The 16,680-nt window shown below is 56.4% G+C and carries 14 protein-coding genes and 1 pseudogene; 10 read left to right on the forward strand and 5 right to left on the reverse strand.

Annotation, left to right across the window (positions count from 1 at the left end; translation table 11 throughout):
• Positions 1-7: 7 nt before the first annotated feature.
• Positions 8-1,414, forward strand: coding sequence for a sigma-54-dependent transcriptional regulator (locus RZS32_RS15945; protein ID WP_317054550.1), 1,407 nt, complete (start codon positions 8-10; stop codon positions 1,412-1,414).
• Positions 1,415-1,420: 6 nt separating this feature from the next.
• On the opposite strand, the gene RZS32_RS15950 is transcribed toward RZS32_RS15945, so the two are convergent.
• Positions 1,421-1,828 carry a hypothetical protein gene (locus RZS32_RS15950; RefSeq protein ID WP_317054551.1) on the reverse strand — a complete coding sequence of 136 codons (408 nt, stop codon included), beginning with the start codon at positions 1,826-1,828 and terminating at the stop codon, positions 1,421-1,423.
• 163 nt (positions 1,829-1,991) lie between these two features.
• On the opposite strand from RZS32_RS15950, the pseudogene trkA reads away from it, so the two are divergent.
• The 6 genes and pseudogenes from trkA (at position 1,992) to RZS32_RS15980 (ending at position 8,125) form a co-directional block, all read left to right on the forward strand.
• Positions 1,992-3,367: pseudogene (trkA, locus tag RZS32_RS15955) on the forward strand (Trk system potassium transporter TrkA).
• A 12-nt stretch (positions 3,368-3,379) separates the two neighbouring features.
• Complete coding sequence (locus RZS32_RS15960) at positions 3,380-4,900, forward strand: TrkH family potassium uptake protein (RefSeq protein ID WP_317054552.1); 1,521 nt, start codon at positions 3,380-3,382, stop codon at positions 4,898-4,900.
• Positions 4,901-5,033: 133 nt separating this feature from the next.
• Positions 5,034-5,273: an RNA chaperone Hfq gene (hfq, locus tag RZS32_RS15965; protein ID WP_317057809.1), complete on the forward strand. Its 240-nt coding sequence runs from the start codon at positions 5,034-5,036 to the stop codon at positions 5,271-5,273.
• Positions 5,273-6,547, forward strand: coding sequence for a GTPase HflX (gene hflX / locus RZS32_RS15970; protein WP_317054553.1), 1,275 nt, complete (start codon positions 5,273-5,275; stop codon positions 6,545-6,547). Before hfq ends, hflX begins: the two co-directional genes overlap by 1 nt.
• A gap of 59 nt (positions 6,548-6,606) precedes the next feature.
• A complete protein-coding gene (locus RZS32_RS15975; protein WP_317054554.1) occupies positions 6,607-7,221 on the forward strand; it encodes a pyridoxamine 5'-phosphate oxidase family protein in 615 nt (204 codons plus the stop codon).
• A gap of 202 nt (positions 7,222-7,423) precedes the next feature.
• On the forward strand, positions 7,424-8,125 hold the full coding sequence (locus RZS32_RS15980; RefSeq protein WP_317054555.1) for a hypothetical protein: 702 nt from the start codon (positions 7,424-7,426) through the stop codon (positions 8,123-8,125).
• Positions 8,126-8,395: 270 nt separating this feature from the next.
• On the opposite strand, the gene RZS32_RS15985 is transcribed toward RZS32_RS15980, so the two are convergent.
• Positions 8,396-8,509, reverse strand: a complete 114-nt coding sequence (locus RZS32_RS15985) for an entericidin EcnA/B family protein (protein ID WP_317054556.1) — start codon at positions 8,507-8,509, stop codon at positions 8,396-8,398.
• 34 nt (positions 8,510-8,543) lie between these two features.
• Positions 8,544-10,379: an extracellular solute-binding protein gene (locus RZS32_RS15990; RefSeq protein ID WP_317054557.1), complete on the reverse strand. Its 1,836-nt coding sequence runs from the start codon at positions 10,377-10,379 to the stop codon at positions 8,544-8,546.
• Between the two features lie 311 nt (positions 10,380-10,690).
• On the opposite strand from RZS32_RS15990, the gene RZS32_RS15995 reads away from it, so the two are divergent.
• Positions 10,691-11,464 carry a 3-hydroxybutyrate dehydrogenase gene (locus tag RZS32_RS15995; RefSeq protein WP_317057810.1) on the forward strand — a complete coding sequence of 258 codons (774 nt, stop codon included), beginning with the start codon at positions 10,691-10,693 and terminating at the stop codon, positions 11,462-11,464.
• Between the two features lie 143 nt (positions 11,465-11,607).
• Here the strand turns inward: RZS32_RS15995 and RZS32_RS16000 are convergent, their stop codons facing one another.
• Both RZS32_RS16000 and RZS32_RS16005 read right to left on the reverse strand, forming a co-directional pair.
• Positions 11,608-13,098, reverse strand: coding sequence for an inorganic phosphate transporter (locus RZS32_RS16000; RefSeq protein WP_317054558.1), 1,491 nt, complete (start codon positions 13,096-13,098; stop codon positions 11,608-11,610).
• 71 nt (positions 13,099-13,169) lie between these two features.
• Positions 13,170-13,634: an NUDIX hydrolase gene (locus RZS32_RS16005; RefSeq protein ID WP_317054559.1), complete on the reverse strand. Its 465-nt coding sequence runs from the start codon at positions 13,632-13,634 to the stop codon at positions 13,170-13,172.
• A gap of 310 nt (positions 13,635-13,944) precedes the next feature.
• Here RZS32_RS16005 and RZS32_RS16010 point away from each other — a divergent pair, with 310 nt between their 5' ends.
• Positions 13,945-15,168 (forward strand): acyl-CoA dehydrogenase, encoded by a 1,224-nt coding sequence (locus RZS32_RS16010; RefSeq protein ID WP_317054560.1) that lies wholly within the window; start codon positions 13,945-13,947, stop codon positions 15,166-15,168.
• Between the two features lie 106 nt (positions 15,169-15,274).
• Complete coding sequence (locus RZS32_RS16015) at positions 15,275-16,675, forward strand: MATE family efflux transporter (RefSeq protein ID WP_317054561.1); 1,401 nt, start codon at positions 15,275-15,277, stop codon at positions 16,673-16,675.
• Positions 16,676-16,680: the final 5 nt, after the last annotated feature.

Consider the following 16,680-nt stretch of genomic DNA (forward strand, 5'->3'; position numbering starts at 1 on the left):
GGTTGATATGAGCGATATTCTGATTGTGGACGACGAGCGCGACATTCGCGAGCTGATCTCCGATATCCTGAAGGATGAAGGGTTCACCACGCGGTTGGCTGGAAACTCGGACGAGGCGATGGCGGCCGTGGCAGAGGAACGGCCCGGTCTGATGATCCTCGATATCTGGCTGAAAGACAGCAACATGGATGGCATCGACATCCTGAAATGCATCAAGCGGGATTACCCTGAAGTGCCGGTCGTGATCATCTCGGGGCACGGCAATATCGAGATTGCCGTCGCCGCGATCAAACAAGGCGCGTATGATTTCATTGAAAAGCCGTTCAACATTGATCAGCTGATGGTCGTGATCCGGCGTAGCATGGAAACCAGCCGTCTGCGTCGTGAGAACCTTGCGCTCAAACAGCAAAGCAGCGGACCGGCCGAAATGCTGGGCGAGAGCCCCGCGTTCCGGACGTTGATCAGCCAGTTGGACAAGGTGACCAAGTCCAATGGGCGTGTGATGCTAACAGGTCCCGCAGGCAGTGGAAAGGAACTGGCAGCGCGTTATATCCATGCCAATTCAAATCGTGCCGAAGGGCCGTTTGTTTGCGTGGGATGCGCTTCGATTGAACCGGACCGCATGGAAGAAGTGCTTTTTGGACGCGAAAGCGAAGAAGGGGGCACAGCGCCCGGTCTTTTGGAAGAGGCCAATGGTGGGGTGATCTATTTTGATGAGGTCGCCGATATGCCATTGGGAACTCAGTCAAAAATTCTACGTGTTCTGGTCGATCAAACGTTCCTGAGGGTTGGCGGCAGCGACAAGGTCCAGGTGGATTTGCGAGTGATTTCCTCGACCAACCGCAATCTTGAGACCGAGATTGAGGCGGACCGGTTCCGCCGCGAGCTTTATCATCGTCTCAATGTGGTGCCGATTGACGTGCCAAGTCTTGAAGACCGGCGCGAGGATGTGCCGGACCTGGCGGCCTACTTCATCGAAGCTCTGAGCCGCGAACAGGGACTGCCACTTCGGGAACTGAGCAGCGAGGCCTCTGCGCTTTTGCAGACCATGAGCTGGCCGGGCAACATTCGCCAGTTGCGCAACGTCGTGGAGCGCATTTTGATCCTTGGCGATGCGACCGGTGATATCGAGGCGCGCGAAATTCCCGGTGAAAGCGAAGGTCCGGCGGAGGATGGGCGCGTGGTTCTGTCCGGAACCATTGCGACGCTGCCGTTGCGCGAGGCACGGGAGGCGTTTGAGCGAGAATACCTCATGACCCAGATCAGCCGCTTTGGGGGCAATATCAGCCGCACGGCGGAATTCGTCGGGATGGAGCGCAGTGCCTTGCACCGTAAGCTCAAATCGCTTGGTGTGGTCACAGGGGCAAAAGGGGCCAAGCAAAACGAAGAAGAGCCGGAACCTGCCGAACCATAATGCGCGTCAGGGTGTTACGATCTGATACTTGTCGCCTTTGATGCGGATCGCACACGAGTTGGCCGTAAGAGGCGGCAATACGCGTGTGGACGTGATCCGGGTCTGTTCAATGACAGACGGGCTGCACGCTTTCAGGCGGACCTTGGCGTAACCGCGATCTGCCATGCATTGGGCCTGAACCGTGGATCTAAGCTCTTCATTGGCGTCATAACTTTCCCACCTGCCAGGCCGGATCAGGACACGTTGGATCGTGCAATTACCGGAACCGCTGCAATAGCGGCGATAGTCATATACGGGTGGAATGTAACGCCTGCGAATGTCTTTTGGCACCTCTCTGAGAGCGAAAACCCCGCAACGGGCCAGATCGCTGTCTACGCGAGTGACCTCGACGCCCTCCTTGTAGTAAAGGCTCAAGGGGAAGCATCCGGCGAGAAAAACCGCAGAGGCCAGTAAAATCAGACTGTGACACCGTTTCATACCTTCAAACTACCCCAAACGAGGGTGAACGACAAAGCAATTGACCCGTCTGCACCCATCTGTCATGCAACGGGTCCGGGGCGACTGTGAGGCATATGCCATGAAGGTCATCATCTGCGGTGCCGGCCAGGTGGGCTGGCAGATTGCGCGGCATCTTTCGGGGAAAAGAACGACGTGACCGTCGTCGACAACAACCCCGATTTGGTGCACCGCGCAACGGAAACCCTTGATGTTCAAGGGATAACAGGGTTTGCCAGCTATCCCGATGTGTTGGACCGCGCAGGCGCGCGGGACGCCGATATGATCATTGCCGCGACCTATTCTGACGAGGTCAACATGGTGACATGTCAGGTGGCGCATTCGGTTTTTTCGATCAACCGCAAGATCGCGCGGTTGCGTTCGCAAAGCTACCTTGATGCGATTTATTCTGATCTCTATCGCCGCGACCACATGCCCATTGATGTGGTGATCAGCCCCGAGCGCGAAGTGGCTGAAGCTGCATTACAGCGGTTGGCGGCCCCGGCGGCGTTCGATACCGAGATTTTCCTGGACGGTTCCGCTCAGCTTGTGGGTCTGCGCGTGGGCGAAGATTGCCCGATCATCAATACGCCGTTGCGGCAGTTGTCCGACCTGTTTTCTACCCTGCGCGCCGTCGTTTTGGCCATTCGTCGTGAGGGGCGGCTTTTCGCACCGGAGGCGGGTGACCAGATCTTTGCCGGTGACGATGCGTATGTTTTTGCCCATGTCGAGGATATCCCGCGTACATTGGAAATCTTTGGCAAGACACAGCGCAAGCAAGAGCGGCTGGTCATTATTGGTGGCGGAAACATCGGTCTTGCTGTGGCTGAAACCCTTGAAAAGCGAGGTAAAAGCACCCGCGTCAAAGTCATCGAGCGCGAACGCAAATGTGCCGAACGTGCGGCTGATGCGCTGGAGCGTACAATTGTTCTCAACGGTGATGGCTTGGATGCGCAGCTTTTGGAGGAGGCGGGGATCACCCGCGCCGATGCTGTGTTGTCGGTCACGGACGACGACAAGACCAACATGCTCGCCGCCGTGCGCGCCAAGGCAGAGGGCTGTCCTTATTCGATCGCTCTGATCAACGACCCGACGCTTATTCCGATGATGGAGCCTTTGGGCATTGACGCCTACATCAACCCACGCGCCACGACCGTAAGCTCGATATTGCGCCATATCCGCCATGGTCGCGTGCGCGCCGTGTATTCAGTCGGCGATGCCGAGGCCGAAGTGATCGAAGCCGAAGTTCTGTCGACCTCCACCATTGCAGGCTCCGCGATCCGCGACATCGACTTTCCTGAAGGCGTGCTTGTCGGGGGCATTTTGCGAAATGGCGAAACGCTCAAACCTGAGGGCAGTATGCGCATTGAGGCGGGCGACTCGGTGGTGATCTTTGCCATGGCCGATGATGTGGCAGAGGTTGAGAAACTGCTTCAGGTCTCGATCGATTTTTTCTGACGCGTACCGGTCATGACAGCACGCCTGCTTAGCTATCCTTTGATCCTTGTCCTGACAGGCTTGTCCTGTCTTGCCATGTTGATACCGGGGCTGCATGCGCTGGTGATCGAGGATCATTCGGTGGCGCAGGCGTTTTTTTATTCCAGTATATTGGGCCTTGTTCTGGTGATCACCATCGCTGTGGCCATGTCCGGGCGCAAACGTCCCGAAAACTCCGACCTTGAAAACCTAGCATCCCTCTTTCTGGCCTATACGGTTTTACCGCTCTTTCTGGCTTTGCCGTTCTATGAGGGTCTGGAGACCACCAGCTATCTCAACGCCTATGTAGAGATGGTTTCGAGCCTGACCACGACGGGGGCCACGCTCTTTGACCGGCCAGAGCGTTTGGTGGACAGCTTGCATTTATGGCGGGGGCTTGTGGGATGGCTGGGCGGCTTGCTCATATGGGTTTCAGCTTCGGCAGTGCTGGCCTCAATGTATCTGGGTGGATTTGAAGTCACCGTTTCGAGTGAACCGGGGCAGAGTGATCTGCGCGCGGCCCGGTTTGAACGTGCCAGCTCGGCTCGTCGGTTGGCGCAGGTGACCAAAGAGCTGGCGCCGATCTATCTGGGTTTGACCGGCGCGCTTTGGGTGATGCTTCTCATCAGTGGGGATACCCCAATGACTGCAGCGGTGCATGCCATGTCAACCATGTCCACCAGTGGCATCTCGTCCGTGGGAGGGGTTGACCAGGCGACATCCGGATTTGCCGGAGAGGCGGTCATCTTTCTCTTCATGCTGTTTGCTCTGTCGCGTCTGACGTTTTCTACCGACACGATGAACACCTCGCGTGCCAGTCTTTTGAGAGACCCTGAATTCCGCATCGGTATAGCCTTGGTCATTGGCGTGCCGCTCTTGCTGTTCTCGCGCCACTGGCTTGCCGCATTTGAAGTGGATGAAGTTGAAAGCTTTTCCGACGCCATCAATGCGCTTTGGGGCGGCATGTTCACTGTGCTGTCTTTCTTGTCGACCACCGGGTTTGAAAGCGCGTCATGGGCCACGGCAAGAGACTGGTCGGGCCTTGGCACGCCGGGCCTTGTCCTGCTGGGTTTGGCCATCCTGGGTGGAGGAGTAGCGACCACGGCGGGTGGGGTGAAGCTCTTGCGCGTCTATGCGCTCTACCTCAATGGTCAGCGCGAGATGGAGCGACTCATTCATCCTTCTTCGGTTGGACGGGTTAGCTCTTTCAGTCGCCGTATTCGCAAGCGCGGGGCATTTATCGCATGGATTTTCTTTATGCTCTTTGCTCTGAGCCTCGCCGTCGTGACCATGATCATGGCCGCGCTTGGTCAGGATCTGGAGAGCGCGCTTGTCCTGACAATTGCCGCCCTGGCCACGGCTGGCCCTCTGACACAAGCCGCAGCGGATACGCCCATCGCGCTTATCGAAATGAGTCCCGCCGCAAAACTGGTTTTCTCGACCGCGATGGTTGTGGGGCGTATGGAGACCCTGGCCATCATCGCGCTTTTCAACCCCGGATTGTGGCGCGATTGACATCCTGCATGGGTGCCGCGTGACAAGGATTTGATTTTTGGGGTGGAAACTCTGATCCACCCAATCCATACTCCGCCCGAGGGAGAGGAGGCATCCGGCAAGGATGTCCGCAATAACAAAGGCTTTTTTAACGATGGCGACAGATCGACAAAATTTACAGGATGCATTCCTGAACCAGGTAAGAAAGACCAAAATTCCGGTCACGGTCTTCCTGATTAATGGCGTAAAGCTTCAGGGTGTTATCACCTGGTTTGACAATTTCTGCATTCTGCTGCGCCGAGATGGGCAGTCGCAACTTGTGTATAAACACGCTGTGTCCACCATTATGCCATCTCAACCCGTGAATCTTTATGATGGTGACGACGAAACTTGATGCCGTCTGATGGCGCAGACACCCGAGCCTGGGTGCTGCATCCTGACATTCCGAACCAAGACAAGGGCCGTGATCCGTCGCGCGCCTTGGAAGAAGCTGTGTCTTTGGCGCATGCATTACCGGGGATTGAGGTCTGTGGCGGCACTGTGGTGCGTCTCACGCGGCCGCATCCCGGCATGCTCTTTGGCAAAGGCAAGGTTGCAGAATTGAAGGCGCAAGTGAAGGCCGAAGAGCTTGAACTTGTCCTGATCGACGGTCCGGTGACGCCGGTGCAGCAACGCAATCTGGAAAAGGCGCTTGGGGTCAAGTTGCTCGACAGGACCGGGTTGATCCTTGAGATTTTCAGTGACCGCGCCGCCACCCGCGAAGGCGTGTTGCAGGTCGAAATGGCAGCACTCAGTTATCAGCGCACACGGCTTGTGCGGGCCTGGACCCACCTAGAACGGCAGCGCGGTGGGCTGGGGTTTGTCGGTGGTCCCGGCGAGACGCAGATCGAGGCAGACCGCCGCGCCATTGATGAACAGTTGGTGCGCCTGCGCCGACAGCTCGACAAGGTTGTCAAAACCCGCAGCCTGCACCGCGAAGCGCGCGCCAAGGTGCCGTTCCCGATTGTGGCTCTTGTGGGTTATACCAACGCTGGCAAATCCACCTTGTTCAATCACCTCACCGGGGCCGAGGTGATGGCCAAGGACATGCTCTTTGCCACACTGGATCCCACCATGCGCAAGATCAATCTGCCGGGTGGCGGGCCGGAGGTTATTTTGTCGGACACAGTGGGCTTCATCAGTGACTTGCCCACCGAGCTTGTCGCCGCCTTCCGCGCCACTCTGGAAGAGGTCACCGCCGCCGATCTCATTTGCCACGTGCGCGATATCTCGCATCCTGAGAGCGAGGAGCAAGCGCGCGATGTGACCGAGATCCTAGACAGTCTGGGCGTGGCCGAGACCACGCCGCAGATTGAGGTCTGGAACAAGATCGACTTGCTGGATGATGATGCGCGTCAGGTCGTCGGGAACCGGGCCGCGCGTCATGCAGACGTGCAATTGCTCTCCGCCGTGACAGGCGAGGGGATGCAAGCCCTGTCTGCCGCAATTGTTGTCGCCCTGGCGGGCAAAACCCAGGAAGAAACCTTGCAACTGGGCTTTGAGGCTGGCCGTCAGCGCGCCTGGCTTTTCGAAAAAGGTCTGGTGGAGGGTGAAGAGCAGACCGAAGAGGGGTATACCCTGACCGTGCGCTGGAACGACAAACAAAAGGCGCAATTCGCTGGGTTGTGATTTGGGTTTTCTAAGTACAATCCCATATCTCAATCTATCAGTAGATAGAGGACACCCACATGGCCAAAGCCTTTGCCGAACTGGCCTTCACGGATGCCGTCAAGAAAATACAGCAAGAGCAAGGCTCTGCACGCATGTACGAGAGGGTTCTCGCGCCTGAGACGCCACAGGACAACCGGCTTGGGCCAAACGAAATTCAGTTCATCGCCATGCGCGACGGCTTCTATCAGGCCACAGTCAGCGAAACCGGCTGGCCCTATGTGCAGTTTCGCGGCGGGCCGCGCGGGTTTCTCAAGGTGCTGGATGACCAAACGCTGGCCTATGCGGATTTTCGCGGCAACCGGCAGTATATCAGCACCGGCAACCTGAGTGGAGATGACCGGATTGCCATGATCCTTGTGGATTACCCCAATTCTGCGCGGGTCAAGATCCTAGGGCGTGCCAGCCTGTCGGACGATCCCGACCTGATCGCACAGCTGCATGATGAGAGCTACAAGGCACGACCCGAACGGGCCGTGGTCATCAAGGTAGAAGGCTTCGACTGGAACTGCCCACAGCATTTGCCCGTGCGGCTCACCATGGAAGAGTTACAGCCCATCCTGGCACCGTTCCAACAGGAACTGGCCGCGTTGCGAGAGGAGAACGCAAGGTTGAAGGCCAAGTTGGGGGAGTGAAGGGCGGGAAGGGTGCAGCCGCCTAGCTAAACAGGCCAGCTCTCAAGCTACAGATTGTGCCAAGGGCGGGTTTGAGCCCGAAGCGCGTGATGCTGTGAGCCATTTGAAAGACCGCTATTAGAAAAATCGTTTGACCCGTAGCACACGCTACGCTCAAGATTCATGCAATTCACCTCGCCCTAAATTTCGTGGAAAGTTACATATGTCTGAAAAAGAGGAAGAAACAAAAGAACGTAACAGTTTAGGTATCATAAAAGAGCTAATAAAAGTCTCTCCGCAATTCGCATGGATAGTTTTGGCGATATCCGTGATTTTTTTCTTTCGCGAACCGATCCGTGATTTGTTTGAGGGCGAGCGGGTGCAAAAAGTTTCAATTTCAGTGTTTTCAGTTGAATTATTTGAAGCGAAAGGTCGCAACGACGAACGAATTGACCTCCGTGATCTCAACGCGTTGGATGCGCGTGCCGCACGGGCTATAGATTACATTGATGGTTCGAGAATTCTTTGGGTGGATGATAGTCACCCAAACGGAAATATTTTTGAGCGTAAGGCACTCGAAGAACTTGGTATTATTATCGATTTAACGACGAATACAGAAGAAGCGCTAAAATACCTAAAGTTGAATGAATACGACGTAGTAATCACTGATCTGAAGCGCGAAAATGATGACTCGGCTGTTTGTCAGATCGAACTTTTCAAGGAGGCCGGGTGTGATCTGCTAAGAGAAATGTCGGTATTATTCGATGGCAACATGCCTAGAACTTATATCTATGCTGCAAACATCAAACCGGAGTATGGCACACCACCGTTTGCCTCTGGTATGACCAACCGGATTGATGAACTAAGCCACTACGTTTTAGATTCACTTGAGCGACGAGAAATTAAGATCGCTGATGTTGAGTAGTCGATTTTCATGACCGATTAGAGGGTAAATTAATTTGAGCTTGATGTTTGAGCTTTGGGCGCATCCAAATTCGGAACTTCAATAAACTGTCGTCGGCGTAAGTGAACGAAACCGGCCTTTGGTACGATCTTCAACGAAAGGCAGCTTTGTCCGCAAAGCTGACCTCGACCTAATCAACACCAACACTCATCACCCAAGCTCTAAACACAACAGATCCAACGCCTCTCAAAGAGAAGCGCCGTTTCACCCCTAACGATGACCCTAAAAAATTCAGAACAGGTTCTGCACACCGCGCGATGCGCTGGAAAGGTCCCGCCCGAAGCCTTCCACTGTGCCACAGCCTGCAAGCGCCGCCACCAGCGCGAGAAGTGCGATCTTCTTCATTGTCCTTGCCTCACTCAGAAAGGTTTGCCTGATTTTACTTTTCTTCTGCTTTGGACCACCACACCTCGGGGAGAAACCAAACACCGTCCCCATACACCGGCAGTCGGTCCTTAGGATAGGTCAAGTCGGTCAGATGGGCAATTCGGCCAATGGAATATTGATGAATCGGAATGACATAGCGACCTGAAATCAACACTCGGTCGAGCGCGCGCACCGCCGCGACAAACTCCTCGCGGGTTTCAGAGGCCAGCATCGCGTCAATCATCGCATCAGCGGCGGGGGAGGTCATACCCATCAGATTGCGGCTTCCGACAACATCGGCGGAATCGCTACCCCAGTAGAACCGTTGCTCATTGCCAGGGCTGAGCGACATGGAGCGGCGGAAAAAGGTCAGGTCAAAGTCAAAGCTGCGCTCGCGCTCGGCATATTGCGCGCTGTCGATGGTTTCCACGGTCAAGGTGATGCCCAGCCGTTCCAGCGCGCGCGCATAGATTTCCATGTAGGCCGTGGCCTGCTGCAAGAGCCCGTCCTGCCGCAAGAGCACTGTCAACGCCAGCGCGTCGCCATCCGCGTTTTGCAACTGACCGTCCTGTACGGTCCAACCCGCCTCGGCCAAAAGATCTGCCGCCTTGCGAATATTCGCGCGGTTGCGTTTGGAGCCGTCGCTTTGGGGCAGGGTGTAGCCCTCTAGCGCGCCGGGCAGGAGATCATCCTTCAGAGGTTCCAGCAATGCGCGCACGCGTCCCTCAGCGGGGCCTTCAAGCATGCCCAACTCAGACCCTGAGAAATACGAGGTGATCCGGGGCTGACGCCCGCCGGTCAGAGCGTCGTTGATGAACTCAAAATTGAACGCATGAATAAGGGCCTCTCGCACCCGCCAGTCATCCAGCGGCGCACGCCGGGTGTTCATCACGAACCCGGTCATGCCGGAGGGTTTGGAATGGGGGATTTCGCTTAGCGTGATCTCGCCATTTTGCGCGGCCGGAAAATCATATTGCGTCGCCCATTTCTCGGCGTTCAGTTCACGCACAAAAGACACCGCCTTGGCCTTGAACGCCTCTTTGAGCACGGTGTCGTCACCGTAAAACTCAATCCGGATTTCATCGAAATTTGACGTGCCACGGCGCAGGGGTAAATCCGCCCCCCAATAATCCGGGTTCCGTTTCAGCGTGACATGCCGCCCGGCCTCAAAATCGGCGACCGCATAGGGCGCGCTGCCGATGGGCACGTCATTGATCGAGGCTTCGGCAAACACCTTGTCCTCCCACTGCGCCTTTTTGAGAATCGGGCGTAGTCCGGCGATCAAAGCCAGTTCGCGATCATCGGTGTTAAACGTCAGCCGAACAGAGTTGAGACCGGTGGCTTCGATCTTGTCGATCTTCTGCAAAAAGCTGCGATATCGGCCATGTCCTTCACTGCCCAATGTCTCGTAGGACCAGATCACATCCTCGATCGTCACCGGGCTTCCATCCGAGAAACGCGCCTCCGGGCGCAGGGTAAACTCCACCCACTCGCGATTCGGGCCGGTTTCAACCGATTCGGCCAAAAGACCGTAAAGCGTGAACGGCTCGTCCCAGGAGCGGCCCATCAGGGATTCGTGCGTTAGAAATCTTAACTGCCAGGGCGGCGTGCCCTTTTGAACAAAGGGGTTCAGGCTGTCGAAGCTGCCCACATTGCCGGTGACCAGCCGCCCGCCTTTGGGCGCATCGGGGTTGGCGTAGGGCAGAGACACGAAATCTGGGGGCAGTGCAGGATCGCCATACATAGCTATGCCATGCGATGGTTCGGCTTGCGCGGTGCCGCCAAGCGCGCAAAACACGAAAAAACAAGCGATCAGACGCCTTGCGCGTGGGAAAAAATCTGGTGTCATATGGGCAACAATCCTGCTCAGCCCTTGTTTCTTTGGCTTTGAACGTAGTTGCGCTTTTCCATGTTTTCAAACTTTTAGCTTGGATCAGAGAAATGAATTGCTTATAAAGGGGTTACTGCTCGATAGGTTTCTTGCCTGTATGAAACCTGCCTCAATAACTTAACGCCGGCTTCGTGCCGGCGTTTTTTTTGCCGCAGCCATTCCAAATCCAATTGCGCTTTTGTGAAGGGTTGAGCATTTCCTCTGCGGGCCAACTTGGTTAAGGCAAGTCAACCAAGATGAACATCGAGAGGATCGTCATGTCACTCAATATGTCCCTGAAAGGCAAAACCGCCGTTGTCACCGGATCCACCTCTGGCATCGGGCTTGGGATCGCCACGTCGCTGGCCGAAGCGGGGGCGCGTATTATCCTGAACGGTCGCGTCGAGCGAGATGCCTGTGAGGAATGCGCCGAAAAAATCCGGCAGGACACCGGCGCCGAGGTTGAATTTGTCGCCGCTGATATGGGCGACCCGGAGGCGTGCCATGCACTCATTGAGGCGGCTGGTGGCTGTGACGTCCTGGTGAACAATGCCGGGGTCCAGCACGTGGCCGGCATTCCAGATTTTCCGGTCGACAAATGGAACCTGATCCTCGCTGTCAATCTCAGCTCGGCCTTTCACACCACGGCAGCCGCTTTGCCGCATATGCGCGAACGGGGATGGGGCAGGGTGATCAACATCGCAAGCGCCCATGGCCTCACCGGGAGTCCCTATAAATCGGCCTATGTGGCGGCGAAACATGGTATTGTGGGGCTGACCAAGGTCACCGCGTTAGAGACGGCCGAGGAGCCCATCACCTGCAACGCGGTGTGCCCAGGGTATGTGATGACGCCTCTGGTGGAAAAGCAAATCCCTGACACGATGGAAAAATACGGCATGGACCGCGAGACGGTGATCCGCGAGGTGCTTCTGGAGCGTCAGCCGTCCAAGCAGATGGCCTCGGTCGAACAGATGGGCGGTACGGTGGTGTTCTTGTGCTCACCAGCCGCCGAGCAGATCACTGGCACAACGATCAGCGTGGATGGTGGCTGGACAGCGCTTTGATTGAGATTTCGGAGTGGGTTGTGGGACATTGCGGGCTTTCATGCTGACCCCCGTTCCAGCCAAGCGTTTCGCGATCATCTGCGGGGCAGGTTCATCGCGAAACGCTTTAACGCATAGTCCATGCATTGGCTTTGCAATACCCTCTAGACCGACCCCATAGCCGAGGTGATCAGAAAGAAGATCGTTGCCGAGAGAAGCGCGGCGGCAGGCACCGTGATCACCCATGCGGCAATGATGGTCATGAAGTGAGACCGGCGCACGAGCTTTCGACGGCGTCGTTCCTCAGGGGCATAGACAGGGCGCTCGGGCATGGCAATCCGGGCCTTGTGAATGCGGCGCTCGGCGTCCCATTCACGGAAAAACCCGACGCCGAAGACCCCGCCTACGGCAATGTGGGTCGAGCTGACGGGCAAGCCCAGCCAGCTGGCCAGGATCACCGTGATCGCGGCAGACAGCGCCACACAATAGGCGCGCATCGGATTGAGCTTTGTGATCTGGCTGCCGACCATTCGAATGAGTTTCGGGCCAAACAGAAACAGGCCGAAGGAGATACCAAATGCGCCAATGACCATGACCCAAAGTGGAATGCTCACAGCGTCGGTAAAGTTACCTGACTTGGACGCCTGCACGATTGCAGCGAGAGGTCCGACTGCGTTGGCGACATCGTTTGCGCCATGCGCAAAGCTTAGCAGGGCCGCGGACACAATGAGCGGGATCCCGAACAGAACCTTCAAAGATTTGTTGCGGTTTTCCAGCCCTTGCGACTGTTTGCGAATGACCGGCATCATGACCGCCCAGACGATGCCGCCGACAACCGCGCCGATGAGGAGGGCTGTTGGCAAGTCGATCTTGATAACCTTCTTCAGACCTTTGAGCGCCAGATAGGTGGCGAATGCACCCGCCATGATCCCCACGAGAACGGGCACCCATTTTCGAGCGGCGGCGATCTTGTCGTCCTGATAGATGATCCGCGACTTGATCAGCGCCAGAAAGAGCGCCGCGATCACGCCGCCGAGGACGGGGGAAATCACCCAACTTGCTGCTATTTTACTCATGGTCGGCCAGTTGACGGCGGCAAATCCGGCCGCTGCGATACCCGCGCCCATCACACCGCCCACAACGGAATGGGTGGTGGATACCGGCGCCCCGACCCATGTGGCCAAATTCACCCATAGTGCTGCAGAGAGGAGTGCGGCCATCATCGCCCAGATGAACACTTCGGCGGTGCCCATGCTTTCGGGCTCAATAATGCCCTTTGCGATGGTTGACACCACGTCGCCGCCAGCGATGAGCGCGCCAGCGCTTTCGAATATCGCGGCAATGGCAATGGCGCCTCCCATGCTGAGCGCATTTGCCCCAACCGCAGGTCCCATATTGTTGGCGACATCATTCGCACCGATGTTCAGGGCCATGTAGGCACCGAAACAGGCAGCCAGAACCACAATCATTGAGTTGTTGGTCTGACCAAAGAACAATAGTGCTGCCAGCCCGGCCAGAACGACAAAAATCAGTGAAACACCGGGTCCGACGAGAGGCCGTCCAACGTAGCTTGTCGCCATTTCAAGGTTGGACAAACGATCCAGATCACGATCCAGCGTTTCAAGGTGGCGCGGATCGCCTTGTTGGTCGGCCATGCTGTTCCCCCAAATTACGCAACGCGTTTACCCTGAAGGGGGTGGGCAATCAATTACTACTTGCTTTGATCTCAGTTCATTTGGTCACAAAAAATCTGCTGCAGTTCAGGTTCATCTACCATCTCAGAGGCCGCCTCGGCTGAAACCCACTTTCTCTCTCGTTCATGCGCTTCCGGATAGTCCTCTGACATCTCGGTTACAGCCACGGAATAGACCAGAGTTTCGACAGGAAAACTCCAGCCTGAGGCTTTCCTCTTTTGGTAAGTGTAGGTTCCCTCGGCACGCGTGCCGGCCTGTCCTGTTTTCACGCCGGCTTCTTCCCAGGCTTCCTGCAGCGCTGTCTCGTTCGACTGTAAACCGCGAATGGGCCAGCCTTTTGGAATGATACAGCGTTTGGTGTCCCTGCTGGTTATAAGTAGATACTCGCGACAGGCATGCTCTCCTCGATGGCACAGGGCCGCGACCTGAAGTTTCTTGGGACGCTGAAACATAGGCTCCAGCACCGAGGACCACGCCTTGTGCAATACCGCATTCATGTTTGAAACCGCTCAATCTTATTTTTCTTGAGGTATACCGCAGACCCTGACCCGGCGCAAATTCTTGAAAGAACGAGATTTTGGACTCTACCGAATTTTCCGAAAAACGCTGTGTGAGTTTCAGGTTTCATTTGTGAATTCCCACTGGAACACGCGCCTGGGCCTCAAACCCAATTTTTCCTGCCCAATCGTCTCGTGTGTTTTCGTCCATTCGCCGAAACGCGGGCCAATTCTATGCAATCTGCCCTCTGTTGTTGCCCAACGCGACGCGCTATGTTTGACCAGGTCACGAATTTTCAGGAGCGCAGATATGAGCCTCGATGCCCCCAAGCTCAAAGCCAAGGACAAGCCCGATCTGGCCGGGTTCGACTGGGCTGATCCGTTTTTGCTTAACGCACAGTTGGAGGAGGACGAGCGTCTCATTGCCGACAGCGCGCGCAGCTTTGCGCAAGAGACGTTGCAGCCGCGTGTGACCGAAGCCTACGCGCAAGAGACGTCAGATCCCGGTATTTTCCGTGAGATGGGGCAGATGGGCCTTCTCGGCACGACCATTCCCGAAGAGTATGGTGGCCTGGGTGCGGGGTATGTCGCCTATGGCGTCGTGGCGCGTGAGATTGAGCGCGTGGATTCCGGGTATCGCTCGATGATGTCGGTACAATCGTCGCTCGTGATGTACCCGATCTACGCTTACGGCACGGAAGAGCAGCGGCAGAAATATCTTCCGGGTCTGGCGTCGGGTGAATTAATCGGCTGTTTTGGTCTCACGGAGCCGGATGCAGGTTCCGACCCCGCAGGCATGAAAACGCGAGCCGAGAAGACCGCCAATGGCTATAAACTCAGCGGTTCGAAGATGTGGATTTCCAATTCGCCGATCGCCGATGTGTTTGTCATCTGGGCCAAGTCCGATGCCCATGAGGGCAAGATCCGGGGCTTTGTGCTTGAGAAAGGTATGACAGGTCTCAGCGCACCCAAGATTGCCGGGAAACAGAGCTTGCGTGCCTCCATTACGGGAGAGATCGTGATGGAAGGTGTAGAGGTTGGCGAAGACGCACTTTTGCCTAATGTTCAAGGGCTTAAAGGGCCTTTTGGATGTCTCAACCGCGCAAGATACGGCATCGCCTGGGGCGTCATGGGCGCGGCTGAGTTCTGCTGGCATGCAGCTCGGCAATACGGCCTCGACCGCAAACAGTTCAACAAGCCACTGGCGCAGACACAGCTTTTCCAAAAGAAACTCGCAGATATGCAGACCGAGATCACGCTTGGTCTACAGGCGGCGCTACGTGTTGGGCGACTGATGGATGAGGCCAACGCGGCACCGGAAATGATTTCCCTGATCAAACGCAACAACTGCGGCAAGGCGCTCGACATTGCGCGAATGGCGCGAGACATGCATGGCGGCAACGGCATTTCTGAAGAGTTTCAGGTGATCCGCCACATGATGAACCTGGAGACGGTGAACACCTACGAGGGCACGCATGATGTGCATGCGCTGATCCTTGGACGGGCACAGACCGGGTTGCAGGCGTTTTTCTAAAACCGGAGCTTTCAGTTCATTTTTGCACAGTGATGTCTCTGAAAACGGGAATTGTGCCTTTTGAGAGAGATGCTAAATATCCGGCATCTCTTTCGGAGGCAGTGGCTTGGCCCATGTAGAAGCGCGATTTGTTGAAGGCAATCTGATGCGACATGTCTCAACCATGTCGCTCACCTCCAGCGTTGGCCTGATGGCCATTTTCGCGGTGGACCTCATAGATGTGCTCTTCATTTCTATGCTGGGGCAAGAGGCGCTGGCCGCCGCTGCGGGCTATGCCAGCGTGGTGATGTTCTTTGCTAGCGCTGTGAATATTGGATTGTCCGTTGCCGCTGGCGTTTTGGTGGCGAACTCGCTGGGCGGGGGCAAGGATCTTCCGGCGCGCGAACACGCGTTCAGTTCCAGCATGTTTGCGATTGTTTTTGGCATTCTGATCCCACTGCTTATGTTGCCTAATCTCGACTTTATCCTCGGCCTTCTGGGCGCGTCCGGTGACGTGGCCGAGCGGGCCAAGGATTACCTTTGGATCATTCTGCCCACGACTTTCATGTCGGGCCTTGGCATGACCACTGTCGCCGTTCTGCGCGCCTATGGCGATGGCAAGCGTGCTATGTACCCGTCACTGATGGGGGCGTTGGTCAACGGCGTGCTGGATCCCATCCTGATCTTCTCGCTGTCCATGGGGCTTGAAGGCGCAGCCTGGGCCACGGTCGCGGCGCGGTTTGTGACGATGGTGGTTGCGATCTGGCCTGCGTTCCGGCTTTACAACGCCTTTGCGATCCCGCGCGTGCAATGCTTCATGTATGACATCCGCGAAGGCATGCAGATTGCCGCACCAGCGATCCTCGCCACGATTGCGACGCCGGTCGGCGTGGCCATCGTGACCCGTGAAATGGCGAAATACGGCACTGACGCTGTGGCAGGCATGGCGATCATCAATCGCATGATCCCCGTGGTCTTTTCCGTTGTTCTGGCGCTTTCCGGGTCCATAGGTCCGATTATGGGACAGAATTTCGGGGCAGGGCGGCTTGATCGGGTGCGTGAGACCTTTGTCGACGGGGTGATCTTCGCCGGGCTCTACGTTGTGGGCATCGCCGCCGCGCTGTTCGTCTTCCGCACACCGATTGCCGATCTTTTTGGCGCAGAGGGCATGACACGTGACCTGATCTTCCTCTTTTGCGGGCCCTTAGCGCTTGCAAGCTTCTTCAACGCGGTGATTTTCGTGGCCAATGCCTCTTTCAACAATCTTGGCCATCCGGGCTATTCAACCTGGGTCAACTGGGGGCGTCAGACCTTGGGCACATTGCCTTTGGTTTTGTTGGGTGGCGCGTTGTTTGGAGCGCCCGGTGTGCTCATTGGTCAAGCCGTGGGCGGGGTGATCTTTGCCGGAGTTGCAGCCTGGATCAGCCTGTGGATGATGACAGATCAGAAACACCCTATGAGGCAGTTGACTTGCCGGTTTCAGCTTCAGCGCCGAATGCATGAGGTGTGCCTGCGGTGCAACCGCTGACGTGG

The sequence above is a fragment of the Roseovarius sp. W115 genome (genome assembly GCF_032842945.2).
GTDB classification, from domain to species: domain Bacteria; phylum Pseudomonadota; class Alphaproteobacteria; order Rhodobacterales; family Rhodobacteraceae; genus Roseovarius; species Roseovarius rhodophyticola.

What these genes read in the sequence shown, in the direction of transcription:
- RZS32_RS15945 (WP_317054550.1), top strand. Translation starts at nt 8, where the DNA reads ATGAGCGATATTCTGATTGTGGACGACGAGCGCGACATTCGCGAGCTG.
- RZS32_RS15960 (WP_317054552.1), top strand. Translation starts at nt 3,380, where the DNA reads ATGACAGCACGCCTGCTTAGCTATCCTTTGATCCTTGTCCTGACAGGC.
- hfq (WP_317057809.1), top strand. Translation starts at nt 5,034, where the DNA reads ATGGCGACAGATCGACAAAATTTACAGGATGCATTCCTGAACCAGGTA.
- hflX (WP_317054553.1), top strand. Translation starts at nt 5,273, where the DNA reads ATGCCGTCTGATGGCGCAGACACCCGAGCCTGGGTGCTGCATCCTGAC.
- RZS32_RS15975 (WP_317054554.1), top strand. Translation starts at nt 6,607, where the DNA reads ATGGCCAAAGCCTTTGCCGAACTGGCCTTCACGGATGCCGTCAAGAAA.
- RZS32_RS15980 (WP_317054555.1), top strand. Translation starts at nt 7,424, where the DNA reads ATGTCTGAAAAAGAGGAAGAAACAAAAGAACGTAACAGTTTAGGTATC.
- RZS32_RS15985 (WP_317054556.1), bottom strand. Translation starts at nt 8,509, where the DNA reads ATGAAGAAGATCGCACTTCTCGCGCTGGTGGCGGCGCTTGCAGGCTGT.
- RZS32_RS15990 (WP_317054557.1), bottom strand. Translation starts at nt 10,379, where the DNA reads ATGACACCAGATTTTTTCCCACGCGCAAGGCGTCTGATCGCTTGTTTT.
- RZS32_RS15995 (WP_317057810.1), top strand. Translation starts at nt 10,691, where the DNA reads ATGTCCCTGAAAGGCAAAACCGCCGTTGTCACCGGATCCACCTCTGGC.
- RZS32_RS16000 (WP_317054558.1), bottom strand. Translation starts at nt 13,098, where the DNA reads ATGGCCGACCAACAAGGCGATCCGCGCCACCTTGAAACGCTGGATCGT.
- RZS32_RS16005 (WP_317054559.1), bottom strand. Translation starts at nt 13,634, where the DNA reads ATGAATGCGGTATTGCACAAGGCGTGGTCCTCGGTGCTGGAGCCTATG.
- RZS32_RS16010 (WP_317054560.1), top strand. Translation starts at nt 13,945, where the DNA reads ATGAGCCTCGATGCCCCCAAGCTCAAAGCCAAGGACAAGCCCGATCTG.